5 protein-coding genes are annotated in these 7,844 nt (G+C 38.6%); 1 reads left to right on the top strand and 4 read right to left on the bottom strand.

From position 1 onward, the window contains the following. Positions 1–261: 261 nt before the first annotated feature. Positions 262–4,452, top strand: coding sequence for a two-component regulator propeller domain-containing protein (locus Q8907_09940; protein ID MDP4274586.1), 4,191 nt, complete (start codon positions 262–264; stop codon positions 4,450–4,452). Between the two features lie 4 nt (positions 4,453–4,456). Here Q8907_09940 and Q8907_09935 read toward each other — a convergent pair whose 3' ends face one another. From Q8907_09935 to Q8907_09920, 4 genes are all read right to left on the bottom strand, one after another. Further along, complete coding sequence (locus Q8907_09935; protein MDP4274585.1) at positions 4,457–5,476, bottom strand: NAD-binding protein; 1,020 nt, start codon at positions 5,474–5,476, stop codon at positions 4,457–4,459. Between the two features lie 12 nt (positions 5,477–5,488). After that, positions 5,489–6,757 (bottom strand): DUF2851 family protein, encoded by a 1,269-nt coding sequence (locus Q8907_09930; GenBank protein MDP4274584.1) that lies wholly within the window; start codon positions 6,755–6,757, stop codon positions 5,489–5,491. A gap of 62 nt (positions 6,758–6,819) precedes the next feature. Further along, positions 6,820–7,653: an orotidine-5'-phosphate decarboxylase gene (pyrF, locus tag Q8907_09925; protein MDP4274583.1), complete on the bottom strand. Its 834-nt coding sequence runs from the start codon at positions 7,651–7,653 to the stop codon at positions 6,820–6,822. An 11-nt stretch (positions 7,654–7,664) separates the two neighbouring features. Further along, positions 7,665–7,844, bottom strand: a 180-nt coding sequence (locus tag Q8907_09920) for a peptide chain release factor 1 (GenBank protein ID MDP4274582.1), incomplete at its 5' end; no start/stop codon positions are given.

The raw sequence follows: 7,844 nt of genomic DNA, 5'->3' as shown, positions 1-7,844 counted from the left end.
TTAGAGATAGGAATAGGCTAATGAGAATGATAATACTATTACGCATGATTTTCCTTTTTTCAGTGCACAAAGGTATTGATAAAATCTTTTAATCAAAACAAAAAAGCCTAAAAAATGATACAAATTGAAAAATAATTTCACCTTTTTTTAAAGAAATCTAATTTAACCTTGAATTTTATCAATTTGACTATATGATTAAAATTATTAAATTTCGAATTTCTATATTAACCTAAACCTGTTTTCTAACTAATTTAGTCAGTTATGCTGAATAAAAGCTTTACTGCTGTTTTGTACTTCGTATTAATAATCAATCAGTTAATAACTGCGCAAATTGACCAGTATAAGTTTGTGAGGTTTGATGTTGCCAATGGTTTATCCCATAATCAGGTCAATTGCATCCTGAAAGACAGAAAGGGCTTCATGTGGTTCGGCACCATGTCCGGATTAAACCGTTTCGACGGTTATGCTTCAAAGGTTTTTATACATGATTTTTCCAACCCTCATTCTATTAACGATAATTATATTATTTCTGCTTTTGAAGACCCTCGTGGAAAAATATGGGTTAATACCCGCAATGGCCTAAATATTTATGATCCTGAAACAGAAACTTTTTCGCAAAATGTTTATTCCTGTTTGAAGCAATTTTCTCTGCCTGATAATTCTGTATCGAATATTATTAAAGACAAAAATGGGAATTATTGGTTCTTGGGTACAAAGTGCAGGCTGTACAAATACTTCACTTCCTTCAAAAAAAATGTAAAAGTGGATTTGTCGTTTAGAGGTGAAGAAAATTCAAGACGGGATGTGATAACCGCTGCAGGATTTAATTCGAAGAACGAACTTTGGGTAGTGTATCAAAGTGGCATCCTGTTGTTGATGAATTCTGAAAACTTTAAAACCATATATAGAAGTGATTTTTTGAGAAAATTTAATGGAAGTGAAACTTTTAAGTATAAACTGTTCATTGATTCGGATGATGATTTGTGGATTTGCTGCCCCGACAGTCCTATAGGAGCTTTTTATTTTAATTCGTCCACCAGGTCCTTTTTACATATAGATAAAGGAAATGGAAAGAAGGGCTTGAACACAAATCAAATCCTTAGTATTGTTCAGGATAATAAAGGTTTGATCTGGATTGGAACAGATCATGGGGGAATCAACCTGCTTGATAAAAAGGATTTTTCAGTGTCTTATTTACTTAACAATCCTGAAGATAAAAACAGTCTGTCACAAAACAGTATTTATTCATTGTATAAAGACAATTTGGGAATTATTTGGGCAGGCACTTATAAAAGGGGAGTGGATTATTTTCATGAAGATATTTTCAGGTTCGGCCTTTTCAAACATCTTCTTTCCGATCCTCAAAGTTTGGGCTATGACGATGTGAATTGTTTTTGTGAAGATCCTAAAGGTAATATCTGGATTGGAACCAATGGGGGAGGCCTGAATTATTATAATCGCCATACAGGTAAATTTAAGCATTTTGTACATGAGGCCGGGAATTCCAACAGCTTAAGTAACAATGTTATTGTTAGTCTTTACGAGGACAGAGTGGGAAAATTATGGATAGGTACTTATTGCGGCGGGCTTGACTGTTACGATGGCCTGCAATTTACTCATTTTATGCATGAACCTTCCAATTCCGTTAGTATTTCTCAAAATAGTATCTGGAGTATTTTGGAGGATTTTCAACACAATTTATGGATAGGTACCCTGGGCGGAGGATTGGATAGATTCGACAGAAACAAGAAGGTTTTTAATCACTACAGGGCTGGTTACAAAAATTCTGTACGATCTAATTATATTACCTCTCTTACCGAAGATAAGGATAAAAACCTTTGGGTGGGAACTGCTGAAGGTGTAGATGAACTTGTAAGAAAAAACGGACAGTTTGTCCATTATGGACATAATAATGATCCTAAAAGTTTAAGTAATAATAACGTTCTGACAGTTGCTTGCGATCTTTCTGGTAATGTCTGGGTTGGCACCCGCGACGGACTGAATCTTTTTGAGAAAGGAAAACGAAGATTTAAGATATTCAGGAAAAATGACGGATTGCCCGATAATTCAATATTGACTGCCCTGGCGGATAATCTTGGGAAAATGTGGTTTGGTACTCCGAATGGTATATCCAGCCTGACAATCCGCAAAGATCAAAAGGCAAATAAAGATTACTTCATTTTTAGAAATTTTGATGAATCTGATGGTTTGCAGGGGAAGGAATTTAATGAGAAAGCTGCCTGTAAAACCAGTCAGGGTGAATTACTTTTTGGCGGTGCCAATGGTTTTAATATTATCCGCCCTTCATCTATTACCATGAGCCGTACCGCCCCGCGGGTGGTCTTTACAGATTTGCAGATATTCAATAAAAGCGTAGGGGTTAATGAAGAAGTAAAGGGCAAAGTTGTCCTGAAAAAAGCCATATCCGAAACTTCTGAAATCGTTTTGAAATACAGCGATAATGTTTTTTCTGTTGAATTCGCTGCTCTTAATTTTCTCCATCCTGAAAAAGTGAAATATATTTACAGACTTAAGGGTTTTAATAAGACGTGGCTTACGACTGACGGGTCTAACAGAAGGATTACCTATACCAATCTTAATCCCGGCGAATATTATTTTATTGTGAAAGCATCAAATAATGATGGGCTATGGAATGGACAGGAAGCACAACTGAAAATCACCGTTCTACCTCCTTTCTGGAAAAGTAATTTTGCCATCGTTCTGTATCTCATTTTTGTGGCCGGACTGCTGTTTATATTGCGCTGGCTGGAGCTCCGGCGGGCGAGAATGAATTACCGCAACGAGCAGGAATTACAGGAAGCTCAACGCCGGCACGACATGGATATGATGAAAATAAAGTTTTTCACCAATGTGAGCCATGAATTCAGAACTCCCTTAACTTTGATTATCTCTCCCCTTGAGCAAATGCTCAAAAAAATGAAAAATCCCGACCAGGAAAAACAACTTGCCTTAGTATATCGCAATGCCAGAAGGTTACTTAATCTGGTAAACCAACTGTTGGATTTTCGTAAGATGGAGGTTGATGAGATAAAATTACATCCTACATTTGGCGATATAATTCAGTTTTTAAAGGAAACGACTTTGACTTTCTCAGATATTTCAGAAAAAAAGGATATTCACCTTTCTTTCTATTCTTCTATCTCGGGATTTAATACTCTTTTCGATCATGAAAAACTCGAAAGGACTTTGTTTAACCTGCTTTCCAATGCTTTTAAATTTACCCCTTCAAAAGGTTCTGTGGCCGTTGAGATTGAGCTTGAGGCTGAAATTAACGGATCAAAAACGGCATCAGAAAAAATAGGGGATGAGATTAAATGGTTGATTATAAAGGTTAAAGATACAGGTATTGGTATTTCTGAAGAGAAACATGAACAGATTTTTGAACGTTTCTTCCAGAATGATTTACCTGGAAGTTTGATGAATCAGGGAAGCGGCATTGGTCTGGCACTTACCCGTGAGTATGTCAAGCTTCAGGGAGGGACAATTGCCGTGGAAAGTGCGCCCGGAAAGGGAAGCTGTTTTACCCTTCATCTTCCTTTTAACCAGGTGGAGAAAAAATCTATATCTGAAGAAGTAAGCTATTGGGCTATGGATTCTGAGGAAAATATTAATGAGACCTCCGAAATAAAAGGGTTTAAGGTAGATAAGAAGAAGCCTTTGATTTTGATTGTTGAAGATAATGAGGATTTCAGGTTTTACCTAAAAGATAACCTCAAACAACGCTATAATATCCTGGAGGCTGAAAATGGAGAAGAAGGCTGGGAACGCATATTAAGCTATATGCCCGATTTGATTGTCAGTGACATCATGATGCCCGAAATGGACGGGATTGATTTATGCCACAGGATTAAAACCGACCGCCGGACTTTCGACATTCCTGTGATATTGCTGACCGCCAGAATTACTGATGAGCAGAAGCTCGAAGGATTTGAACACGGGGCCGATGAATATATCACCAAACCTTTCAGTTTTGAAATCCTTGAAGCAAGGATAAAGAATCTTATTGCACAACGTCAGAACCTGCGCAAGAGTTATCAAAAGAAGATCGAAATTAAGTCTGAGGAGATTAAGATAGATTCTGCGGATGAGCAATTCATCAAAAAGGCAACCGATTTGGTGGAAAGAGAACTGTCGCATCCTGAATTTTCAGTCGAAACACTCAGCCGGGAATTGGGGATGAGCCGGGTGCATTTGTATAAAAAAGTCCTGGCCCTGACCGGTAAAACGCCTATTGAATTTATCCGTTTTATCCGCCTGAAACGGGCAGCACAACTTCTCGAAAAAAGCGACCTTTCTGTTTCTGAAGTTGCTTACAGGATAGGATTCAACAATCCCAAGTATTTCGCTAAGTATTTTAAAGCAGAATTCAATACTTTGCCCTCTTTGTATGCTTCTTTTAAGCAACAGGAAAAAGATCCTGAAATAAAGTAGTGTGCTATAAATCCTCCAGCATTTTAATAAATTGACTGACCTGGCTTAAGGTACCCAGGACAAACAATTTATCGTTTGAATGTAAAAAAGTTTCAGGCCGGGGATTTATGCAAAAGGACTGGTCAAGCCCCAGGCGCAGGCCTAAAATATTTATGCCGGTATGACTGCATAATCTGTGCAGTTTCTCTATGGTCATACCTTCGAAATGCCTGTCATATTTCTCAAATGAAATTTCTTCAATAGTCACATCGTTGGTGCTTTGCATCATCACGTATTCCATGAATTCAACCACATCGGGTTGGGAAACCAGTTTGGCCATCCGCTGCCCGCCGATTTTATCCGGCATGATCACGTTGTCGGCTCCGGCCCAGCGTAATTTTTTGTCTGAACCGTCATGCGAGGCACGACTGATGATTTGCAGTTTGGAATTTATTTCCCTGGCCGAAAGAACAACATAAAGATTGTCGGCATCTACAGGAAGGGTGGTGAGCAAAGATTTTGCATTTTCTATATTTGCCGCGTGCAATATCTCGTCGTTTGTTGCATCTCCTTTGATAAAAAGCAATTGGGATTCGTTTTGAAGCCCTTCCAGAATTTCTTCATTTTTTTCAATAATGACCATCGGCTCGTTGCGGGTTAACAGCTCATTTACGGCTTGTTTCCCATTTCGTCCATAGCCACAGACAATGACATGGCCTTTAAGTTTTTCGATTTTGCTTTTCACCTTGTTTAATTTATAATAGTTTCCGAAAACTCCTTCAACGATATACCGGGTAACCGTTGTTACCGTAACGGCAAAGATACCGATACTGAAAATGATCAAAATTGAAGTAAACCACATTCCATGCGGAGATAAAGGCCTGACTTCATTAAAGCCTACTGTGGCCAGGGTAATGATGGTCATGAAAAATGCTTCGGTTAGATTGTAATGTTCAATCAACATAAATCCGAAGACTCCGATATTGATCACCAGAAATAGCAGTGCTAAAGAAAAGTATATGGGTTTGAGATTTTCCCTTTTCACTTGATAAAATTATTATAAGCGTATGATTTTATTACCAATCTGGCAATCCAGACAACGCTTAAAATTACAATACTTGTTTTTTAATTGGATCAATGCCTGGGTTTCATAAGCGTTCCTGGCTGATATCCCAATTTTTGCCCAATGATCGATAATGGAATTTTTTTCAGGTTTTAACTGTTCCAAATATTCAATGGCCTTATTTTTGAAGTTTTCATCACCTTTGTTTTTCCCGTAAACAAAAAGAAATGGGACCAGGGTATTTATCACGATGTTCGTCATGGTTCCTTCTCCAAGAAATTTCTTTTTATATGTTGACGTTTTGTTAAAAACATAATGTGTATCCCAATATTCAGATGTTTTTACCCGGAAATAATTTTTAGCTTCCTTGAGATCCTCGGCATAGAGTATTTTTGAGAAAAGACCTGCTGATTGATGGACCAATGCGGCAAATTGTGCCAGTCTTATGGTCGGGAAATTAATCGGCCGTAATCTTAAAAACTTCCAAAGATGCAATTCCATGGGCTTTAAACCAAATTTTTTTTGAAGGAAGACATATTCTTTTTTTAAAGCCTGATAATATTCATCACCAAATAATATGTCGTCAAAAAGTCCGGCCTGTCCGAACAGTAAAGCTTCGACCTGAAAAAGGTTGTCTTTGTGTTGGGCCAAATATTTGAAAGGAAGTATTCTGACCAGGTGTTCAAAGGCATCGGCATTTAAGTTGGCTCCGAATGTCCGGGCCAGCGAATGATAGAAGGATTCCGTCCAGTTGTTATGGTTGTCAGCCAGGCTTTTTTGAATGCTTTGTGTTTTCTCCTCCAGCCGTTCTATGGCTAGTGACAAAATCCAGCTTTTAATCGTAAAATGATCTATCTGTTGAATATTGTTCTGACAGCTGGCCCATCTGTCACTTTTTAAAAGGCGCTGATAATTTTCTATCAGGAGGGGATTGAATTTTAATTTGACTGTAGCAACTTTTTCCCCGTTGGTTCTATAGGTTGGGGCATCATCATTATAAACGGCATGTAGGATTACGTTGTCATAGGCTTTGTTGGTATGATGCCCATGTTTAGCCCAATCTGAGGAATTAACATGAATTTCGGCATTCCCGGCCCAGACGGTCTGCCCGGTTTTTATTCTGACATTGAAAAAATCGGGGCCGGCATCATGATTCTGTTCGCCGACCTGAAGAATTTCAATTTTTTCTCCATTTTCATCAGTAAGCATGGTTGAATCAAAGAGCTTACATTTCCAAATATATTGAAGGAATTCTTCGTCCATACCTTTGCGTTTTATATATAAGATAAAGATAAAAAAACGCAGGAAAATGGAAATAAATTAAATTAAATAATTCCTTTATCAGCCAAAAGGATTTCCATTTCTTTTTGAATTTCGATGGCTTTTTCACGGGCGGCCTGGGCAAAACGATTGGTGCCGTCGGCATAAATAATACCTCTTGAAGAATTGACCAAAAGCCCGCAGGAATTGTTCATCCCATATTTGGCCACTTCACTCAGGCTGCCTCCCTGGGCTCCAATGCCCGGTACCAGCAAAAAGTGGTCGGGAACAAACTTGCGGACATCAGCCAGCATTTCTGCACGCGTGGCCCCAACAACATACATCATGTTGTTTTTATTCCCCCATTGCTGAGAAATGGTCAAAACATCCTCGAAAAGCTTTAAGCCATTATTCTGCCCGGCGATAAACTGAAAATCATTAGCCCCCTTATTGGACGTCAGCGCCAGCAAAATGACCCATTTGTCTTCAAAAGAAAGGAAAGGAATAACTGAATCCTCGCCCATATAAGGTGCTACGGTTACTGCATCAAAATCCAGATTGCTGAAGTAGGCCGAAGCATACATTTTTGAAGTGTTGCCAATATCACCCCGTTTGGCGTCGGCAATTAAAAAAATTTCTGGAAATTTTTCGTGAAGATATTTTACGGTAAGTTCCAGGCTGATCCATCCGGCAGCTCCCAGACTTTCGTAAAAGGCAATATTGGGCTTATAAGCCACGGCAACGTCCTGAGTGGCATCAATGATGGCTTTGTTAAACTCGAAGACGGGATATTCTTCCTTCATCAACATTTTAGGAATCTTGTGAATATCCGTGTCAAGGCCGATGCACAAAAAACTTTTTTTCTTTTTGATTTGTTTGACGATATCTTCGAAGTTCATTTTATTTATTTTTATTCTTCAACCATTTCTTTCAAACGTTCAGCATTTTCGGCCATTTGCAGCTTGTCGATAATTTCCTGGATGTCTCCATCCATGATTGCTGCAAGATTGTACAGCGTGAGTGTAATCCTGTGGTCTGTAACCCTGCCCTGGGGATAATTGTATGTCCTGATTTTTGCCGAACGGTCTCC

The sequence above is a fragment of the Bacteroidota bacterium genome, from assembly GCA_030706565.1.
Lineage (GTDB): Bacteria > Bacteroidota > Bacteroidia > Bacteroidales > JAUZOH01 > JAUZOH01.
This window is presented reverse-complemented; position numbering and strand designations above follow the sequence as displayed.

Excerpts from the sequence above, each read along its gene's own strand:
- Q8907_09940 (MDP4274586.1), top strand. The coding sequence starts at position 262 with ATGCTGAATAAAAGCTTTACTGCTGTTTTGTACTTCGTATTAATAATC.
- Q8907_09930 (MDP4274584.1), bottom strand. The coding sequence starts at position 6,757 with ATGGACGAAGAATTCCTTCAATATATTTGGAAATGTAAGCTCTTTGAT.
- pyrF (MDP4274583.1), bottom strand. The coding sequence starts at position 7,653 with ATGAACTTCGAAGATATCGTCAAACAAATCAAAAAGAAAAAAAGTTTT.